At 57.6% G+C, this 18,418-nt stretch carries 19 protein-coding genes and 1 tRNA gene; 8 read left to right on the forward strand and 12 right to left on the reverse strand.

The genetic code is table 11. The annotated features are described in order from the left end of the window. Positions 1 to 6: 6 nt before the first annotated feature. On the reverse strand, positions 7 to 900 hold the full coding sequence (locus tag BW979_RS18520) for a DMT family transporter (protein WP_047226582.1): 894 nt from the start codon (positions 898 to 900) through the stop codon (positions 7 to 9). A gap of 134 nt (positions 901 to 1,034) precedes the next feature. Here BW979_RS18520 and BW979_RS18525 point away from each other — a divergent pair, with 134 nt between their 5' ends. Continuing rightward, positions 1,035 to 1,472 (forward strand): Lrp/AsnC family transcriptional regulator, encoded by a 438-nt coding sequence (locus BW979_RS18525; protein ID WP_076385016.1) that lies wholly within the window; start codon positions 1,035 to 1,037, stop codon positions 1,470 to 1,472. A 41-nt stretch (positions 1,473 to 1,513) separates the two neighbouring features. Here the strand turns inward: BW979_RS18525 and BW979_RS18530 are convergent, their stop codons facing one another. Beyond that, the gene (locus tag BW979_RS18530; protein WP_076385018.1) at positions 1,514 to 2,857 is read right to left on the reverse strand and encodes a hypothetical protein; all 1,344 of its coding nucleotides are present in this window, start codon (positions 2,855 to 2,857) and stop codon (positions 1,514 to 1,516) included. A gap of 404 nt (positions 2,858 to 3,261) precedes the next feature. Next, positions 3,262 to 3,933: a Bax inhibitor-1/YccA family protein gene (locus BW979_RS18535; RefSeq protein WP_039588756.1), complete on the reverse strand. Its 672-nt coding sequence runs from the start codon at positions 3,931 to 3,933 to the stop codon at positions 3,262 to 3,264. 124 nt (positions 3,934 to 4,057) lie between these two features. Here BW979_RS18535 and BW979_RS18540 point away from each other — a divergent pair. The 3 genes from BW979_RS18540 (at position 4,058) to BW979_RS18550 (ending at position 5,737) form a co-directional block, all read left to right on the forward strand. Then, a tRNA-Ser gene (locus tag BW979_RS18540) sits at positions 4,058 to 4,145 on the forward strand. A 266-nt stretch (positions 4,146 to 4,411) separates the two neighbouring features. Beyond that, positions 4,412 to 4,516, forward strand: coding sequence for a hypothetical protein (locus BW979_RS27865; RefSeq protein WP_231990631.1), 105 nt, complete (start codon positions 4,412 to 4,414; stop codon positions 4,514 to 4,516). Positions 4,517 to 4,753: 237 nt separating this feature from the next. Continuing rightward, positions 4,754 to 5,737: an LLM class oxidoreductase gene (locus BW979_RS18550; protein ID WP_076385022.1), complete on the forward strand. Its 984-nt coding sequence runs from the start codon at positions 4,754 to 4,756 to the stop codon at positions 5,735 to 5,737. Between the two features lie 55 nt (positions 5,738 to 5,792). Here the strand turns inward: BW979_RS18550 and BW979_RS18555 are convergent, their stop codons facing one another. After that, positions 5,793 to 6,101, reverse strand: coding sequence for a putative quinol monooxygenase (locus BW979_RS18555; RefSeq protein WP_076385024.1), 309 nt, complete (start codon positions 6,099 to 6,101; stop codon positions 5,793 to 5,795). Between the two features lie 85 nt (positions 6,102 to 6,186). Further along, positions 6,187 to 7,194 (reverse strand): zinc-binding alcohol dehydrogenase family protein, encoded by a 1,008-nt coding sequence (locus BW979_RS18560; RefSeq protein WP_076385026.1) that lies wholly within the window; start codon positions 7,192 to 7,194, stop codon positions 6,187 to 6,189. A gap of 110 nt (positions 7,195 to 7,304) precedes the next feature. On the opposite strand from BW979_RS18560, the gene BW979_RS18565 reads away from it, so the two are divergent. Beyond that, positions 7,305 to 8,204 carry a LysR family transcriptional regulator gene (locus tag BW979_RS18565; RefSeq protein ID WP_076386676.1) on the forward strand — a complete coding sequence of 300 codons (900 nt, stop codon included), beginning with the start codon at positions 7,305 to 7,307 and terminating at the stop codon, positions 8,202 to 8,204. 6 nt (positions 8,205 to 8,210) lie between these two features. Here BW979_RS18565 and BW979_RS18570 read toward each other — a convergent pair whose 3' ends face one another. Further along, complete coding sequence (locus tag BW979_RS18570; protein WP_083714434.1) at positions 8,211 to 9,989, reverse strand: monovalent cation:proton antiporter-2 (CPA2) family protein; 1,779 nt, start codon at positions 9,987 to 9,989, stop codon at positions 8,211 to 8,213. A 613-nt stretch (positions 9,990 to 10,602) separates the two neighbouring features. On the opposite strand from BW979_RS18570, the gene BW979_RS18575 reads away from it, so the two are divergent. Beyond that, entirely contained in the window at positions 10,603 to 11,319 is a 717-nt protein-coding gene (locus tag BW979_RS18575) for an SPOR domain-containing protein (protein WP_231990585.1), read from the forward strand. Positions 11,320 to 11,389: 70 nt separating this feature from the next. Next, a complete protein-coding gene (locus BW979_RS18580) occupies positions 11,390 to 11,680 on the forward strand; it encodes a DUF6388 family protein (RefSeq protein WP_076385030.1) in 291 nt (96 codons plus the stop codon). Between the two features lie 98 nt (positions 11,681 to 11,778). Here BW979_RS18580 and BW979_RS18585 read toward each other — a convergent pair whose 3' ends face one another. Continuing rightward, positions 11,779 to 12,633, reverse strand: coding sequence for a helix-turn-helix transcriptional regulator (locus BW979_RS18585; RefSeq protein WP_076385032.1), 855 nt, complete (start codon positions 12,631 to 12,633; stop codon positions 11,779 to 11,781). A gap of 188 nt (positions 12,634 to 12,821) precedes the next feature. After that, positions 12,822 to 13,793, reverse strand: coding sequence for an XdhC family protein (locus BW979_RS18590; protein ID WP_076385034.1), 972 nt, complete (start codon positions 13,791 to 13,793; stop codon positions 12,822 to 12,824). A 23-nt stretch (positions 13,794 to 13,816) separates the two neighbouring features. Here BW979_RS18590 and BW979_RS18595 point away from each other — a divergent pair, with 23 nt between their 5' ends. Then, the gene (locus tag BW979_RS18595; protein WP_231990587.1) at positions 13,817 to 14,020 is read left to right on the forward strand and encodes an alpha/beta fold hydrolase; all 204 of its coding nucleotides are present in this window, start codon (positions 13,817 to 13,819) and stop codon (positions 14,018 to 14,020) included. Here the strand turns inward: BW979_RS18595 and BW979_RS18600 are convergent. The 4 genes from BW979_RS18600 to BW979_RS18615 form a co-directional block, all read right to left on the reverse strand. Further along, a complete protein-coding gene (locus tag BW979_RS18600; RefSeq protein ID WP_076385036.1) occupies positions 14,013 to 15,365 on the reverse strand; it encodes an MFS transporter in 1,353 nt (450 codons plus the stop codon). The two genes, BW979_RS18595 and BW979_RS18600, sit on opposite strands and share 8 nt — an antisense overlap. 183 nt (positions 15,366 to 15,548) lie before the next feature. Further along, the gene (locus BW979_RS18605) at positions 15,549 to 16,352 is read right to left on the reverse strand and encodes an enoyl-CoA hydratase/isomerase family protein (protein ID WP_076385038.1); all 804 of its coding nucleotides are present in this window, start codon (positions 16,350 to 16,352) and stop codon (positions 15,549 to 15,551) included. Positions 16,353 to 16,371: 19 nt separating this feature from the next. Next, a complete protein-coding gene (locus tag BW979_RS18610; protein ID WP_076385040.1) occupies positions 16,372 to 17,910 on the reverse strand; it encodes an AMP-binding protein in 1,539 nt (512 codons plus the stop codon). Between the two features lie 5 nt (positions 17,911 to 17,915). After that, positions 17,916 to 18,416 (reverse strand): (2Fe-2S)-binding protein, encoded by a 501-nt coding sequence (locus tag BW979_RS18615; protein ID WP_076385042.1) that lies wholly within the window; start codon positions 18,414 to 18,416, stop codon positions 17,916 to 17,918. Between the last annotated feature and the right edge of the window lie 2 nt (positions 18,417 to 18,418).

Raw genomic sequence — 18,418 nt, forward strand, 5'->3', positions numbered from 1 at the left:
GATGGGTTATGGCAGGGCTGGACGGCGCACCTTGATGCCCCAGCCCTGCTGCATGCCGGCTGCCGCCAGCAGGATCGCTGCCACACCCAGCCACTGCAGCAACTCGAGGCGATGACCGAAGGCGAACCAGTCGACGAAAATCGCCGCGATCGGATAGATGAACGACAACGCGCCGGTCACTGCGGTGGGTAGCCGTTGAATCGCGCTGTATAACAACACGTACATCACGCCGGTATGAACCATGCCCAGGGTTACCAGGCTAGCCCAGGCCTCGGGCTGCTGCGGCAACGCCGAAAAGTTCGCCCAGGGTGCCAACAGCAACACACCGGTGCTGACCTGAATCAGCGCGATCAAGTGCGGCGGTGTCCCGGTCAGACGCTTGATGATCAACGCCGCAATGGCGTACAGCAAGGCAGCGCCCAGCGCCAGGGCGATACCCGTCAGATAGTCGCCGCCACCCTGCCCTTGCTCACCGTGGGCGCTGACGATGGCCAACATGCCGAGAAACGACACCGCCAGCCAGAACAGTTTTTGGGCGGTGATTTTTTCCCCCAGCAACAACGCCGCCAATCCCACCAGCATGAACGGCTGAACGTTGTACACCGCCGTACCGATGGCAATCGACGCGCGGGAGTACGAAGCAAACAGCAGCACCCAGTTGCCCACGATCGCCACGCCACTGAGCACCGCCAGCAGGAAGGTGGTGCGCGTCAGGAGACCCGGACGCAAGAATCCGAAACCGGCGCAAATCAGCAGCAAGGTCGCAGCACCGAACACGCAGCGCCAGAACACCACGTCCAGCACTGGCACACCGGAAACCAGCACGAACCAGCCGATGGTTCCGGAAATCAACATGGCGGCGGTCATTTCCAGCGAACCGCGACGTAAGGTCTTGTCCATCTTCAGGCTCCTTCAGCAAGTGGGCACAGTATGCCGAGCCAAAGGGGCGCTCCTCCATGGCACGAGAAAGGCTAAACTGGCTTTCGACCTTTTTTATCAAGGCAACTTCGAGCATTGGCCTAACGGAGTGAAAAATGACTGACGACATCGACCAGATCCTCATCAGCGCTCTGATGGAAGACTCCAGGCGTTCCCTCAAGGCCCTGGCAAACGTGAGCGGCCTGTCTTCCCCCAGCGTCGCCGAGCGCCTTCGAAGGCTCGAAGAGCGTGGCGTGCTCAGGGCGTACACCGTTGAAGTGGACCCCAAGTGCTTCGGCTACCAGCTCCAGGCGATTGTGCGTATTCGCCCGTTACCGGGGCAGTTGCAGGAAGTGGAACGGCAGATCCAGGCCATCGCTGAATTTACCGAATGTGACAAGGTCACCGGCGATGACTGCTTCATCGCTCGGCTGCATGTGCGTTCGATGGAGCAACTGGACACCTTGCTGGACAAGCTCAATGTTCTGGCAGAAACCAACACCGCCATCGTCAAGAAGACTCCGGTCAAGCGGCGATTGCCACCCATGGCATGAACCTGACCCGGCCTCGGTGTCATCCGAGGCCGGGATTTATCCTACTCGAGGTCTTCCAGCTCAGGACTGCGCTGCACTTTTTGCACCTCATCCTGAGGCGCATTGCTTGCTTTCATCAATTTTAGCGGCACGATTTTTTCGCAAGCATTCTTGCCGTCGGCATAGACGCCGCTGTGGTTACATTTCCAGTCATAGAAGTTGGCCAAGGCCGCGGACAATTGCAGGCTGTAGTCCGTGCTTTGGGTGCCCGGCGTAAAGGGTTGGCCGGCGGGGATGTTCTGGAACCATTTCATCCACTCTTCAGTACCCGGCGCTGGTGGGTTGGCCTGGAAAGTCGGGTTCATGATCGCCAGTTGCTGGTATTCAGCGGTCATGTGACAGCTCAGGCATGAAGCCTGCGGGTTGTCCACCGGCCCATTGAGGCGTCCGTTCCAACCCAGGTGGGTCGGCGGCAGTTCTTTGGTATTGGCATTGATTGCGGTCTGCTTCAACGCAGGGTTGATTTTGGTTTCTGTCGGGGTCGGATTGGTGAACTCGCTGCTGGTCACTTCAGGGTCGTTACCCCACATGATTCCGACCGGCACCAGGTTTTCCCAGTCACCTTTGCTTTTATCGATGCCGTTGTACTGAAAGGTCCCGAAGAGCCATCCGGTCTCGCTGACACGCGAGTCACGCACGGCAATGTCCATCTGGATCAATGCGACTTTTTTCACGACGCGATCAGTGGATGTAAACGTGACGGCGGTGTAGGCATCCAGCAGCAAGGGATTGGCCAACGACGGCACCGAATTGACATCGATGTCGGCATACAACGCCTTACACACCACCGTGCCGTTGGGGAAGCTCTTGGGCTTTGAAGTGAAGCTCGGGTCAGGGTTCTGCGGGTCTTTCCAGACCTGGCCTATGGTATAGGCACCGATATCGTTATAGATCCCCACCGCATAAGTCTGACCGGACTCCAACTGTGTGTGAGCGAGCTGTTTAGGTTGAATAGGCGCCTCTCGAGTCAGCCCGTGGATGCCTTCACGCCCGCTCGGCCCATAATGCTGCCAGGGCATGTGATACCACTGGCGGACGGCGTTTTTCTGCACATTCCAGTTGGTCTCGGCGTTGCCCTCCAGACAGTATTGCTTGACGCCCTCCATATAGGCTCGCCAGGTTTCAAAATCGTTGCTGCGTGTTGTTGGCAGAATCTTGAAGAACGCTGGCATCGACGCGGCGCCAGGGGCAGTGGTGGGATAGTTCTGGCTGAGCTGGAACGCAGGGCCGGAATATTCACTCTTGGGAGGGGCGAAGCCGAAATCAGGGAAGGTGCCGGCATTGGCCATGGACGACCCGCCGGCCAAGGTCATGAGTACAAGGATCTTTGCGTGGGACTTAATCATCGGTATCTCCTTATAGGGGCAACGCCTGCCAAATCATCGATCTCCTGATTGATGCGCAGGGCTTCCTTTGTTATTGGGCCAGGGCGCGTTGCCCCCGCCGGCTCACGGTTAACGCTCAGTGACGTGCGTACACCTCCTTGGCGCCTGAAAAACGGGCGCAATCAGACCTGGCTCGGATAGCCGAATGCGAACGATATCGGGGGGGGAACGTGGCGAAGATTTCGCGCGGTGGTTGACCGGTTTACCTCATGCCGCCCCTGGCAATGCAATCCCTTGTCATAGTTGTAGATCAATTATTCAAAGGCGCCATCACGATTCGGCTTTTTTGCGGGCAATTGGCCATAACGAAAAATCGGGGACGAAAAAAAGCCCGCCGAAGCGGGCTTTTCATATCACGCATGCAATCAGTCGTCGCGACCCATCAGGCCGAACAGCTGCAACAGGCTGACGAACAGGTTGTAGATCGATACATACAGGCTGATGGTCGCCATGATGTAGTTGCGCTCGCCGCCGTGGATGATGGCGCTGGTCTGATACAGGATGCAGACCGACGAGAACAGCACGAAGCCGGCGCTGATTGCCAGTTGCAGGCCGCTGATCTGGAAGAAGAAGCTGGCAACTACCGCACCGAGCAACACGAAGAAGCCTGCGGTGATGAAACCGCTCAGGAAGCTCATGTCCTTGCGGGAGATCAGCACGTAGGCCGACAGACCACCGAACACCAGCGCGGTCATGGCGAATGCCGAGCTGACCACTTCGGCGCCACCCTGCATTCCCAGGTAACGGTTGAGGATCGGGCCGAGCAGAAAGCCCATGAAGCCGGTCAGGGCGAAGGCCGAAACCAGGCCCCAGGCCGAATCGCGGAGCTTGTTGGTGAGGAAGAAAAGGCCGTAGAAACCGATCAGCACCACGAAGATGTTCGGGTAGCCGACGCGCATCTGTTGTGCAACGAAGGCCATCACACCGCTGAAAGCGAGCGTAAGTGCCAGCAGGCCATAAGTGTTGCGCAGGACGCGGCTAACCTCTAGCTGCTCAGCCTGCACGCTGTTGTTCACTGCGTAATCCTGTTCGCGCATGGCGACACTCCTCCGGTTTTGAAACATTCAGTGGCAAGGATGATAACAGACGCTCTGTAACAAGCTACGTAGAGAGTTTGACAGTGTGTTTCATTCGGGTATTATGGCGCCCGCAACGCAATACGGAGGTGTGGCCGAGTGGTTTAAGGCAACGGTCTTGAAAACCGTCGACTGTAACAGGTCCATGAGTTCGAATCCCATCGCCTCCGCCATCTTTATACGACAAAGCCCTGATTTTTCAGGGCTTTGTCGTTTCTTGGGTTCGCAGTTTCTGTTGGGCCATCTCCAGGTCGTTTCCGCATCTTTCAGTTATGTTCGCAACCCCACCCCTGCGATATCACTTTCCCGGCCAAACCAAATAGCTCGACCAAAATTTGAAGAATGAGCCACCTTGGGGCGTTCAAGCCAAAAGCATGAACTGGATTGCAAATGCCGGGATCGAGGCGGTGTCGAACTGCACTGCACGAACGGCTTTCTCTTGACCCCGTTCATCTGCGCCCATGCCAATCGTCGTGACAACAAATATGGTGGTTCACTGCAAAACCGCCTACGCTTGTTGAATGATCCCCATGCCCTTGTTTAGATAATGGACCGGACTGGAGCGATCTGATTTCCTTCGACCGTCCGCTCATCGCCAAGTCCGGACCTGCCCACGCGTATCGCCAACAACTGGCCTCTCAAGTCGGTCGACCCGACCAGCATATACGGCGCAACGAGAAGGCTACACGCACTACCCCACCTGTCGCTCCCAAGCGGCCGATGCCGCAGCACCTCTGGAAATGGGGGCGCTGTTCACGTTCTCCCATTGAGGAAGATGAGTATGTATCGGCCGAGCACGATTCCTTATCAGCAGCATAGAGGGTTCAGCCGAACCTTCACTCCGGGCCATTTGAGCTTGGGATTGTTCTTTCCTTTGGAGGCCTTCGATGGGGACACTCCGAGCATGCTCAACCAGGTCGCATTGGCCAAACGAGCAGAGGCGCTGGGCTTCTGCGCGCTCTGGTTTCGCGACGTGCCCCTTCGGGACCCTGGTTTCGGCGATGTCGGCCAAGTCTTCGACCCCTGGGTTTACCTGGGCTATATGGCCGCTCATACGTCGGAGATAGCGCTTGGCACCGCATCCATTGCCATCCCTTTACATCATCCTCTGCACACGGCCAAGGCGTCAGCCAGCGTCGATCAGTTGAGCACCGGTCGCTTGATCCTGGGGTTAGCTTCCGGCGATCGCCCGGTGGAGTTTTCGGCTTTTGGCGTCGATCCCGAAAGGCGCGCAGAAATCTTTCGAGAGCACTACGAGGTGATTCGCCAAGCCCACAGCACCAGCTTTGAACCCATCCGCTGGAGCGGTGGCGAGATGCGGGGCGCAGACCTCATTCCGAAACCCACCACCCAAGTCATTCCAATGCTCGTGACCGGCAATAGCCGCCAGTCACTGGATTGGATCGCGCGCGAAAGTACCGGATGGATCAACTATCCACGCATACCGAACATGCAGCGACTGATCGTGGAAGATTGGCGGCTGGAGGTCATGAAGCAATGTGGTCCCGTCTATAAGCCCTTCACTCAGTCGCTTTACATCGACCTCGATGAGACCCCGTCCACGCAGCCCTCTCGCATTCATTTGGGGTTCAGACTTGGACGCGACCATCTCCGGTATTTGCTGGAGTCGCTTGAGGAAATCGGAGTGGACCACGTTATCCTGAATCTCAAATATGGAAAGCGCCCTGCTGAGGAAGTCATTGAGGAACTGGGTACTCACATCGTTCCGCAATTCGGAGTACAGCCGCGTCCCGAAGCGAATTGATACGCCGGCCGCTTCCACGCTAGGCCAAGGTGGTGCGGTTCAACAGGTTGAATGATCAGGCCGATACCTGCTCAAGGAATATCAGTTGCAATGGCTCTTCCAGCAGGTCATCTGCCGTGGCGGCAAATCGCTGAAAGTAAGGCATCGAAAAATGCGCATCCAGCGCCGCCTGATCCCTGAAAGCCTCGCGCATGTAAAACGTTCCCTGCTCGTCACGCAGCTTGAACAACACATAATCGATATTTCCCGGCTCTGCGCGGGTCGGCTCGACCAGCGCCAGCAGTTCTTGTTTCAATGCCAACTCTTTGCCTGCCTTGGCCTTGAGCACGGCAATAGATACCAACACGTTACTGGACGTATTCATCGTCAACTCTCCAACATTAAACTTGGCTAATGATGCCGCAGGCGGTACAGCGGGCCCCGCAACCGCGCTCACCTGAAGAGCGAAATCAGAACCCCTCGAGAACGATCTTGCCCCGGGCTTTGCCGCTCTCGACCAGTGCATGGGCACGACGCATGTTTGCCGCATTGATCGCACCGAAGTGCTCCCCCACGGTGGTTTGCAGAACACCTTGGTCAATCAGAGCGCTGACCCGATCGAGCAGATGATGCTGGTTGATCATGTCCGGGGTTTCGTACAGCGAGCGGGTGAACATCAGTTCCCAATGCAACGACAGCGACTTGCGCTTGAGCGGCATCACATCGAGGCTTTCGGGATCGTCAATCACACCCAGACGCCCCTGCGGCTTGAGCACGTCGATCAGTTGTGCAAAGTGCTGTTCGGTGTGGGTCAGGCTGGCGACATAATCGATCTCCGGCACGCCGAGCGCTTGCAACTGTGCGAGCAGTGGCTGGCTGTGATCGATCACGTGATGTGCTCCCAACTGCCGCACCCAATCAGCGGTTTGCTGCCGTGAGGCGGTACCGATGACGGTAAGGCGGGTCAACTGTCGGGCCAGTTGCACCAGCATCGAACCAACGCCGCCAGCCGCTCCAGTGATCAACAGGTACTTGCCCTCCCCCGCTCCTTCGACGACACCGAGCCGGTCGAACAACAATTCCCAGGCAGTGATCGAGGTCAACGGCAACGCTGCCGCATCGGCAGGACTCAGTGAACGAGGCTTGTGCCCGACGATACGCTCATCGACCAAATGGAATTCGCTGTAGCTGCCGGTGCGGGCAATCGAGCCGGCATAGAACACTTCATCGCCCGGCTGAAACAGCGTCACTTCAGAGCCGACCTCCCGGACAATGCCTGCGGCATCCCAACCGAGGATTTTCGGTTCTTTAGTGAAAGTACCGGCACGCACTTTGGTATCGACCGGATTCACTGATACCGCGCGAACTTCAACCAATAGATCCCGTGGGCCAGCTGTGGGCTCCGGGAGGCTGATGTCAATCAATGCTTGTGGATTGTCGATGGGCAAGGCGTGTTGGGTAAAGGTGATGGCTTTCATGGAAACTCGCTGTCTGAAGGAATGATGCGCTCACTTGCAGCCATCTTCGACTTCCCATGTACAAAGAAAAACAAGCAGAATGCGCCAACACTTTCACTGCAGGAGTGAAAATGATCCGCATCGATGATCTTGGTTTATTCCTCCGCAGCGCCGCGCTGGGCAGTTTCACTGCAGCGGCGCTGGAGGCTGATCTACTGCCTGGTCAGGTCGCCGCCGCAATCAAACGTCTGGAGCGCGAGCTGGACGTGCGCCTGTTCGCCCGCACCACTCGCAGCCTGCGATTGACTGCCGAGGGCGAGCAGTATCTGCCCACCGCTCACTCAGTGCTTGAGACCCTGAAGCAAGGCAAGGAAAGCCTGCGTGGTGAGAACGCCACGTTGCGGGGCGTACTGCAAGTGACAGCGCCGTCCGATCTGGGGCGCAATATACTGCTACCGTGGTTGACGCTGTTCCGCCGTCGGCATCCAGAATTGACGTTGCGTTTTTTCCTGTCGGACCAGATGGCCAATCTGTTTCGCGACCCGGTGGACGTGGCGATTCGATACGGCCCGAATGAAGACGCCAACTACGTGGCACTGCCGCTTGCACCGTGGAACCATCGGGTGCTGGTTGCCTCGCCGGAGTATGTGCAACGCTGTGGTTCTCCCCAAACGCCAGCTGACTTGAGCAAGCATTCCTGCCTGCTCTATCTGCAAAATGGCCGGGTCTACGACAAGTGGAACCTGGGCGGGCAAACCGTGCAGGTTTCAGGTCCATTGTTCAGCGATGACGCCGATGTCGTACGACGCTGGTCGTTGGAGGGTGAAGGTATCGCCTACAAATCCTGGCTGGATGTCAGTGCAGATATCGCCGCAGGGCGACTGCTTGTGCTGTTGCCAGATCATCCTGGAGAAGTTTCACCGTTAAGCCTGGTGTGCCCACATCGCAAGCAGATCAGCCCTGCGGTTTCTCAGCTTTATACATGGTTGAGTGGTCAGTTTGCGGCTCTGGAGCGCAATGACTGCGATTGATGTCCGCTAAGCATCCCGCGCTTCATGGCTCGGCGGATCAATGTGTTCAATATTCCCCAGTACCAACGCTCGTCCGGCAAACAGGCCGCCCGAGGTTTCCAAGGCAAAACGTTCAGCATCGCGTTTGCGCACTTCGTCGATTACCGCGTCGGCTTCATGCTCAGACGCCCCCAGAGTCAGCACGGCCTGACGGCCGAGCAGCAGAGCGGCCTCAAAGGTTTCCCGCACGATGTAGTCGGCGTCGTGTTTGACCAATTCCAGCGCGTGTTCGCGGTCAAAAGCGCGCACCACCAATTTCACCTGCGGGCAGTAGCGCCGCGTACTTTCGACAATGCGTGTCGCGGCTTTTTTATCATCCACACAAATAATGATGGCGCGGGCGTGATGGGCGCCAGCAGCATCCAATATCTCATGGCGGGCGCCATCGCCATAATAGACCTTGAAACCATAGGGTGACACGGCGCGGATGACCTCGGGATTTATATCGATGATAGAAATTTTCGCTCCCTGAGCGAGCGGCGCCTGGCAGGCAATCTGCCCGACACGGCCAAAACCGATGATCAGTACATTGCATTTCAGATTCTGTGCGGCTTCCACACCGTCCATGGAAACGGTCCGCGCGCGAGCAAACCGTTTGTACAGCAATAAAGTCACCGGCGTAATGACCATGGAGAGCACCACAATAGCCGTCATATTGGCGTTGACTTCAGGACTGATGGCCCTGAGTTTGAGCGCTTCGGCAAACAGCACAAAAGCAAATTCGCCACCCTGCGCCATAAGCAAGGCGCGATCCAGTGCGTCGTCATGAGCGCTTTTCGCGAGGCGCGCGACCCCATAAATACACAGCGCCTTGACCAGCATCAGTGCCAGTACACCGGAGATGATGAGCTTCCAGGCCTCGGCCACCAATTGCAGATCCAACGACATGCCGACTCCGAGGAAAAACAGCCCCAGTAGCAGGCCGCGAAACGGCTCAATGTCGGCCTCTAACTGGTGGCGGAAGGTGGATTCGGACAGCAGCACACCAGCCGCGAAAGCACCCATCGCCATTGAAAGGCCGCCGAGCTCCATCAGCAACGCTGCGCCCAACACAACCAGCAACGCAGCGGCAGTCATTACCTCACGCGCTTTGACTTGGGCCAATACCCGAAACAGGGGATTGAGCAGCCACAATCCGATGGCCACCAATGCGCCCAGGGACAGTGCTGCGATACCTATGCGTTGCCAAAGGGGAGACGTGGGTCCATTCGCCAACTCAGTGGGCGCCAGAAATGCCACCACCGCCAGCAAAGGGGCTATCAACAGGTCCTCAAACAGCAAAATGGACACGACGTACTGCCCTCTCGGCTCGGTTATGTCGCCGCGTTCCGAGAGAACTTGCATAACCAGGGCCGTGGAGGTGAGTACAAAACCCGCTGCGCAGACAAATGACACCTGCCAAGGGAATCCAAAAGCCATGCCGACAAAAGTGAGCAGACAAGCACAAACCACCACCTGCAGGCTGCCCAGCCCAAAGATCTGCCTGCGCAGGTCCCACAGGTGCGAGGGCTTCATCTCCAGTCCAATCACAAAAAGAAACATGACCACACCCAACTCGGCCACATCGAGGATGGTATGAGGGTCATTGAACAGTTGCAGACCGAAGGGGCCAATGATCAGGCCAGCCGCCAGGTAACCGACCACTGAGCCGAGCCCGATGCGTTTGAACAGCGGCACTACCAGCACGGCTGCGGCAAGCAAAATGACGACACCCACTAATTGTCCTGCATTGCCTTCAACGGCCATAGCATTGACCCTCATCCCACATCAGGACCGGTAATGCTTCCACGGCCAGGCGTGTTGAGCAGAGCTATCAAGCTGAGCGCTCAGGCCCGCAAATTCTTCAGGACCAAGCACAGTATCTGGAGCGTTCACCAAGAAAGCTCCAGGGTAGGAATGCCATCTGAAGTGTAGTGCAGGACACCGGCATCGTTTGAAGGGGGCACAAAAAAATCAGTAGCGTTTCCCCCTCCTTACCGTAAAGGGCTGACGAACAATCCTTTCATTTAACTGATCGCGTAGGCCTGGCCTTGAATTTTGGACAACGAACTTTGGCCACGACACCCACCTTAAATACAAGTGGTTTATGGATCACTCTGCAAGCCATCTGATACGGTTTGTTTTCTATCACCTGAGCCTTTTTCGTCAACCAACACGCTGTAAAGTGCAAGCCGATATTCTTTAAAACAACAATAAAGTAGCCAACTAGCGCTGGCGTTTGGGCACACTGACGCACTCAAAAATTTAGAGCACTCCAGGATCAACAATAGAATCCTGCTTATCCGAAATAACTGCAAAAAAATAACGACTCACTTGACGTGGAGATAGTGCCGTGCAAAGGCTTGGCTTGAGTTTCCTGATGACTGGCGTTTTTGGGCAACTATCAGTACTACTATTGACCTACACGTCCATAGGACCGTCCTGTCAAAATAACGTCGAAAATTCATACATCCAGAAAAAAGTGACAACGCTCGAACAACTGCTCGATGACACCGTTAATAAAATTTCGGCTGAACTCAGTACAAAACATTCCGACGGGCTCGCGCACCTTGCCAAAAACGAATCCCGCATATCCGGCTCGACGGAGGCTGACGCCGTACAGTTTTTGCTCGAAAAACCCGACGAAACAGCAGTGCTTACACTGCCTTCATTGCCCACACAGGCAAACAAATGGACATCTATTCTAAGCGGTCTGCTTGCTTGCGCCGGCCTGCTCTTGGCACTCTTCGCTCGCAAAAAAACCATTGCTGCGCAATGGCACGTCTTTCGCACCGTGCCAGGCTCGATAATCACGCTGGAACGCCCGTGTTTGACGTGCAGCGGTTTCATTTCACACGCTGCAAAACCTGCTTCAGCCACGCCTTCATCCGGCCTATGGGTGATCGAAGTTGCGTTGAACACACCAAGCCGTCATCGCGCCACAAAAGCCATTAAGCAGTTGGAGTTGCCGGTAGCGCGTAAAGAAAACAACTTTGTCGTCATCGGACCGTATAAACAAAAGCAGGACGCGGCTCGAGTCGTGAAAGAGCTGAATGAAAGTCATGGCATTCGGGGATGGTTGATGGCAGGAAATTGACATAGTCCGATTGAACGCCGGGCTGGCCTCGAACAACCTACTACTTATTGCACGCCGCAAGAGAGCATTCATGATCACAAAAGAACTTAGAGCCGAACTCGCCCTGAAGAAATTCCTGGACGCAAACTTACGGATCCAACTTGAACTTCGCGAGCTAAACTACAGCCTCGCTGAGAACTGCGGGCTCTCGCCAGAAGAGTATCGCCTTCAATTTCTGCAAGAAGCATTTGAAGCAGAGGCGGATGCTCACGACTGTGATTACTGGGACTTCATCCTGCAGTGGGTAGCCGAAAATAAGGAGGAACTTGAGTTAATGCGCGAAGAACGCATGAAAGAGGTTTATGACTTTCTGGGAAATTAATAAATCCTACACATTTCACAGCCTATAAAACCGCAGCTTAAAATGAAAGACTCACTTCATCGGCGGGAATATGCCCAATACCCCCGCCCTCCTCTCGTTCAAACCGTCGCATAACAATCCACGACACGCCGATATTGGCTGGGGGAAGCTCCGATATGCTGACGGAAAAACCGTGTGAAATGACCTTGCTCGGAGAACCCGAGTTTCTCCGACAACAGGCCCAACGTTCCACTGCGCTCACGCTCAAGCCAGGCAAAAGCCCGGCGCATGCGCGCGTCGTTAAGCAGCAGGGTCGGCGTCATGCCGGTATCTTTTTTGAACAGCGCAAAGAAGTGCGCCCGCGATAGACCACAAGCCCGCGCGGCGTTGTCGATCGGGTTCGGATCATCGAGGTGCTCAAGCAACCAGGCGGTGCCGCGGCGCACGCGCGCATCCCGGAACTCACCTGAGTTGGGCGCCCCCAGTAGCGACAAATGCCGCCAGCTGGAAAAGTCCTCGATCAGTTCGATCAGGAAGTCGAACAGCATGAACTCCAAGCGCTCTTTCGGCACGATCCCACAACCATGCGCTTCGGCGACCAGGATATCGGCCAGGGTGCGATTTCGACTCGACAACTCGATGCACGACTGGGCAAAAAAGTCCGGCCGACCGCTGAGCGCCAGCGACTGCTGGGCAGTGGCCAGCCAGGCGGGCTCGATGTAGAGCGCCAGGATGACGGTGGCACCGGCACCGGGCTGCGGATCATAGAAGTGCGGTTCCCAGGCGTTGACCAGCACCGCCGTGCGATCACTGAGCGGAACCCGCCGACCGTTAACGTTGAAGTAAGTGTCCTCGCCGGACACTTTGACCAGCACATGGCATTCGGAATGGGTATGGGTGACCAGCGAATGATCCATATTCAGCAAGGCGACCCGGCCAAACCTGCCGTGGAAAACCCGTTGGGCAATCGACATCAGATTCCTCCGCTCGCTTGAAGCGATATCGTTATCGGCCTCAATGCATATCATCGGGGCGCCTATCTATTTCTCAAGCCCGGCGATCGCTCTATGGTTCAGCAACACTTGGCAGGCCACTATCGCGCGCGAATGTCCGAGCGTCTACCTCGACTTTCGCAGCCCCCACGTTCGTCGGAGAAACCGCCTTACAAGGCATGGCGTTCTTTGCCGTGATAAACACGCAGGATGTCGGCCACCACCGCCAGAGCGATTTCCGCCGGGGCTTTGCTGCCCAGATCAAGGCCGATGGGCATGTGTAAACGGGCGATCTGTTCATCCGTCAGACCACCGATGCGCTTGAGCCGTTCGGCGCGCTTGGCCGAGGTTGCCTGAGACCCCATGGCGCCGATGTAGAATGCCGGGGTGTGCACCGCTTCCATCAGCGCCAGATCATCGATTCGCGGATCGTGAGTCAGCGCCACCACCGCGGTAGCCGCGTGGCAGCCTCCGGCGGCAATGAACATCGAAGGCAGCACACGTTGCATCTCCACGCCTTCGAGATTTACATGCAGCATCTCTTCCCGGGGGTCGCAAGCAATGACTTCGCAGCCGATAGCGCGGGCGAAACTGGCGCAGACTTCAGCGACCGGCGAAAGCCCCGCCAGAATCAGTCGTAACGCCGGACCAACGCTGATGCGCACCTTTTCGTCGACGACTTGCACACGCTCGCTGCCGTGTCCGGTGTCCGGGTCTAGGCGCAAGACACCGCTGCTCAGCTCGACATGCCGCAGCAGACGGCGCTGGCCGAGTAACGCCGCTTGCAGACTCTCCAGGTGCATGAGCCATTCGTGACTGGCAGCGCGGTGCTCGACCAGCACGATCAGCACGCCACCACAGGGCAATCGCAGACGGTGGCGTTGCTCGACGCTGTCGCCATAACTGACGATCTGCGCCAGCTCGCGTAACTCACCGCGTGCCAGACTTTCGAGAAACTCCTCTTCGACGCAGCCACCCGACAGGGAGCCGACGTGTTCGCCCGTGCCATTGGTCACCAGCATCGCACCCGGGGCGCGCGGCGCCGAGCCATAAGTGGAGAGCACCGTGCATAGCCACTGTTCGTGCCCGGCGCGAGCCCATTGCAGTGCCTGATCGATCACCTGAACATCGAGATGGCGCATGTTTTCTATACCTCAAGCAAAGCGTGGTAAAGCTGCTGCTGGTGATTCAGGGTCGCGAAGACTACTACGCCACGCCCGAGCAACTGGTGGTCATCCAGCGACAGGTGCCTGGGCCGTGCAGCTGTGTGTTGCTGGATAACAGCCGGCACTTTCCCCAGACCGAAGCAACCGAACGGGCCTTGCAGCTGATGTGCGAATTCCTGGAGCGCCTCCCCGCCCTTATTTGAAGTTTCCTTGGGTTTCCGCAATCACCACGCTGCCGATCAGATAGATCACCGACAGACCGGCGGCGAAAATCGCCAGTACCACGGGGATCTGCGCCGGGCTGCTGCTGATCAGGGACACAAACGTCGGCATGGTTCCGCCGAGGGCGAAACCGATGTTCCAAGACAACCCAGTGCCGCTGGCGCGCAACTCGGTGGCAAAGCGTTCGTTGAGGAAGATCAGGATCGGCGCGATGATCGCCCCGCCCATAAAGGCAATGCCCACGCAATACAGCGCAGTGCGGATCAGCGAACCCGCCTCGGCGACACCAAGGAACATCATCGGCAGGCTCACCAGGTTGATCACACCCAGCAGCATGAAGGTCTTCTTGCGACCGATCAGGTCACTCAGGTAACCGAAGGCCAGTGCGCCGACAATCGTCGCTACCGACCCGTACATGAGCATCTGCGAAGTCTGGGTATGAGGAACTTTGGCGACCACGTTGAGCAATGTCGGCAGATAACCGCAGGCCAGGTAATACGTGGCTCCGCCGCCGAACGTAATCAGCAGATTGACCAGCATAACGCTGCGGTACTCGCGACCAAACAGACGCTTGAGTGGCGACACGACCACTATTGCCGGCCCCTTGGTCTTGCGGGCTTGTTGCAGTTGCTGCCACACCGGGGTTTCTTCCAGGTAACGGAACATCACCAGGCCAAAAACCGTGCTGAGCAGGCCGCAGAAGAACATGAAGCGCCAGCCCCAGACGTCAAATTCATCCCCCGGGAATATCTCCGACAACACCAGATAAGTGAATGACGCCAACAGCGCGCCCATGCCGGCACCGGCGCCACCGATCAACCCGGACATCAAACCGCGATAGCGCGGCGAGATGGATTCGGTGCCGATGGTGTGAGTGGAGGCGACGATGCCGCCAACGAAAACGCCCTGAATCACCCGCAAAACTAAAAACAGTATCGGCGCCATTATCCCGACCTGGTGAATGGTCGGTAACACGCCAAACAGTGCCGTGGAAATACCGACGCCGACCATCGACACCATCAACGCACGCTTGCGCCCGTGTTTGTCGGCATACGCACCGAAGATCGCCGAGCCCAGGGGACGCACCAGCAAGGCCACGGCGAACGAGGCATATACCGCGGCCAACGACAATGTCGGGGTGTCCGAGGGGAAGAACAGGCGGCCGATGATCGGCGCCACGTAGAGCAGAATGAACAGGTCGAACAAATCCAGCGCCCAGCCGAATGTCGAGGCAAATGCCGCGAGCAAAGCCTTGCCCGGTGGAATCTGCGGTGTATCGATAGCGGCGTCGGTGGGTGATGCAGTTATTGTTGTTGTCGTAGTCATGGTTGCCTCACACAAACGGTGAATCGAAACGTTCTGCATCCCGGTGCACGGGTTGCGGGTAATCAGCAGGTCAGCGGTGTTACCTTGATGTGCCCTTTTAGTTGCATTGAAGGGGCGGCAGGCCCCGCTCCGTAAGGTGTACGCCGTTACCAACATACCCCCGGGCCTGTTCGCCGGTACGATTTACTCGCCGATAAACACGGCCGCACGCTTACTGTGAAACGCTTCAACGCCTTCCTTGAAGTCCTTGGAGCTACGCAGACGGCTGTAGCAGTGACCTTCCATTTCGATCGCGACGGTCAGCGGTGCATCTTCGTTGTCGTTGATCAGTTTTTTCGCCGTGCGTTGGGCCAGCGGCGAGAAGCGACGCAGTTCGTCGACCAACGCATCGACGGTGCTTTCCAATTCGGTGTCTGGCACGACCTCGGTCGCGATACCCCAGGCATAGGCCTGGTCGCCCGTGATGCGTTTGGCGCGCATCACCATGTGCTTGGTGCGGGTGATGCCGATGATTTTCTGCAGACGCGCGGAGCCACCCGAGCCCGGGATCTGGCCCAGGTTCTGCTCAGGCAGGGCGTAGCGAGTGGTTTGCGAAGCGATGCGGAAATCGCAGGCCAGGGACAGTTCGAAGCCGACGCCGAAGGTGTAACCACGGTTGGCAACGATCACCGGTTTTTCGCAACGTGCCGGTGCCGCCACGTTCCAGGCCAGCTTTGAAACGTGCTCTGGCGAAGCCTCGAGGAAACCCTTGATGTCGCCGCCGCTGGAGAAATGTTCACCCACCGAGCGCAGCACGATGACGCGCACATCGTTGTGTGCATCGAGGGCTTCGAAGACCAGGCGCAGTTGATCGCGCTGCCCCATGGAAATGACGTTCAACGGCGCCCGGTTGAGGATGATGTCAGCGCGCTCGCGAGACACATCAACGTCAACCTGGAAGCCATCGAACTGGGTGTCGAGAAATTGCTGGATCGCTTGTTGTTGCATGGGAGTGTCCTCTGGATGATTAGCTGATGGCCTTCAAGGCCTGTTCCTGAAATTGGGCCAGCAGCACGCGCCGCAGCACCTTGCCCACTGGAGATTTGGGAATCTGGTCGATGAACTGGTAACGCCGTGGCCGCTTGAATTTGGCCAGGCCCGAAGCGATGCAATGGGCATCGAGGTCGCCTTCCGAGACCTCAGCGCGCAGCTTGATAAACGCGGCAATAATCTTGCCCCATTGCTCGTCGGGCAGACCGACCACCACCACCTCTTCCACCGCCGGGTGCAGAGAGAGCATGTTTTCTATTTCTGCCGGGCTGACGTTTTCGCCGCCGGTGATGATCAAGTCATCGACACGACCCGTGACGAACAGATCGCCCTCCAGATCGAAGTAGCCGATGTCACCGGTGAAATACCATCCGTCACGCAACGCCTTGGCGGTCGCTTCAGGGCGGTTCAGGTAGCCTTCGAACGCCTCGTCACTCGCCAGGTCGGCGATGATCTGGCCCTCCTCCAATGGGTTGACCTGCACGTCGGCTGTTTCAGCATCGATCGGCACCACGCGCACGCGCTGGTTCATTGCACTGCGCCCTGACGAACCGGGTTTGCGGCTGGCTTGCTGGTCGATGGTGAAGGTGTAGATCTCCGAGCTGCCGTAATGATTGACGAACAATTGCGGCTGGAACGCCTGCTCGACGCGACGCATCAAACCGTCGCTCATCGGCGCACCGGCAAAGCCGATCTTCTCCACACTGGCTACTCGCTCGCGGGCAAAGGCCGGGTGTTCGATGAGCATGTGGTAGAGCGTCGGCACCAAGTACAGATTGCTGACCTTTTCCCGCTCGATGGCCTGCAGCGTGGCTTCCACGTCAAACTTCGGCACACAGACGAAATGTCCGTCGATCAGCGCCATGGACAGCAGCGATCGAACGCCCATGGTGTGGTAAAGCGGCATGACACCTAGCGTGCACTCGTTCTGGCGGTAGAGGTTTTGCGCTACGTGGGCAACCGCCGCGGCGCGCTCACAACGGTGCCGACGGGGCACGCCCTTGGGCTTGCTGGTGGTTCCGGAGGTGTACAGCAACAGTGAAATGTCTTCGGCGTCGGCCTGCAAAATGATGCCGGAGGGGGTCTGCGAACACAGTTCCTCGAAACTCAGATCGGTGTTGGCGGCACGGAGTCCGGCGGCGATCCGTGGCAGCCTTGTGGCGGCGCTGCAACCGGCCACGACAGTCACGGTAGCGTCGTCGTAAGCCACCGCACGGATTTGCGCATCTTCGATGCAGTAGCCCAGTTCATCGGCAGTCGAACGCCAGTTCAACGGGGTCATGACGATGCCCGCAAACTGACAGGCCCAATGCAGGGTTGCCATCTGCCAGCGGTTTTGCATCGCTACCAGCAGTCGATCACCGCGTTGCAGCCCGAGGCATTGCAAGCCCCAAGCGGCGCTCTGGATATCAACGAACCAGTCTTCATAGGTTTTCTTCAACGCACCGTCACTGACCGCCACGGCGTGCGGTCGGCGTTCAACGGCAGCGAGGAAACTGCGTCCGAGATCGAACATTTTTGTTATACCCCTTTGTTCGTTTGGCGCTGGGCAGCGACTTCGAGCACGGCCTGGACGATGCCGGTGTAGCCGGTGCAGCGACATAGATGCCCCGAAAGCATGTCGCGTACCTGGGTCTCGTCCGGGTTGGGTACCCGTTCGAGGAAATCCACGCAGGACATGAGAATGCCCGCTGTGCAAAAGCCGCACTGCAAGGCGTGATGACGACGAAAAGCTTGTTGCAGGTCGCTCAGCGTGTCGTCGTCAGCCAGGGACTCGACAGTCTCGATACGCCGCTCGTGCCCCTGTACCGCTAGCATCAGGCAGGAACGCATGGCGACCCCGTCCACCAGCACCGTGCAGGCACCGCAGACGCCGTGTTCACATCCGACATGGACGCCGGTGGCACCGAGGTCGTGGCGCAGGAAGTCGCAGAGTTGGGTCCGCGGTTCAGCCAGGGCTTCACGGGAGCGGCCATTGAGTTCCAGGCGAATCGCAAAGGTTTGGTCGGCAGTTACACGCATGT

The organism is Pseudomonas sp. A214 (assembly GCF_900156295.1).
Taxonomy (GTDB): Bacteria; Pseudomonadota; Gammaproteobacteria; order Pseudomonadales; family Pseudomonadaceae; genus Aquipseudomonas; species Aquipseudomonas rhizophila.